General features: G+C 35.3%; 1 protein-coding gene. It reads left to right on the top strand.

Annotated features, from left to right (window positions below; translation table 11 throughout):
- Window positions 1-374 (top strand): HEAT repeat domain-containing protein (locus ACP6PK_RS02440; protein ID WP_426557453.1); only part of this gene is annotated, 374 nt, incomplete at both ends.

Below are 374 nucleotides of genomic sequence, written 5' to 3' on the forward strand. Positions count from 1 at the left end.
AATTAGCAACTGGTTGGAAAAATGAACCAGAAATTTTTGAATTACTCAAACAACTGGTAAAGTCTGATGATGAGTCAGGTATGCGACTTGAAGCAGTAGAAAAATTAGCAACTGGTTGGAAAAATGAACCAGAAATTTTTGAATTACTCAAACAACTTGTAGAGTCTGATGATGACCCTGGTGTACGACGTAAAGCAGTAGAAAAATTAGCAATTGGTTGGAAAGATAAACCAGAAACTTTTGAATTACTCCAACAAATTGTAGTGTCTGATGATGATTCGGGTGTACGATGTGAAGCACTCCAACAAATAGTAACTGATTGGAAAGATAAACCAGAAACTTTTGAATTACTCAAACAACTGGCAGTGTATGAT

Source organism: Dapis hubbardiae BLCC-M172, from assembly GCF_050016015.1.
GTDB lineage: Bacteria > Cyanobacteriota > Cyanobacteriia > Cyanobacteriales > Microcoleaceae > Trichodesmium.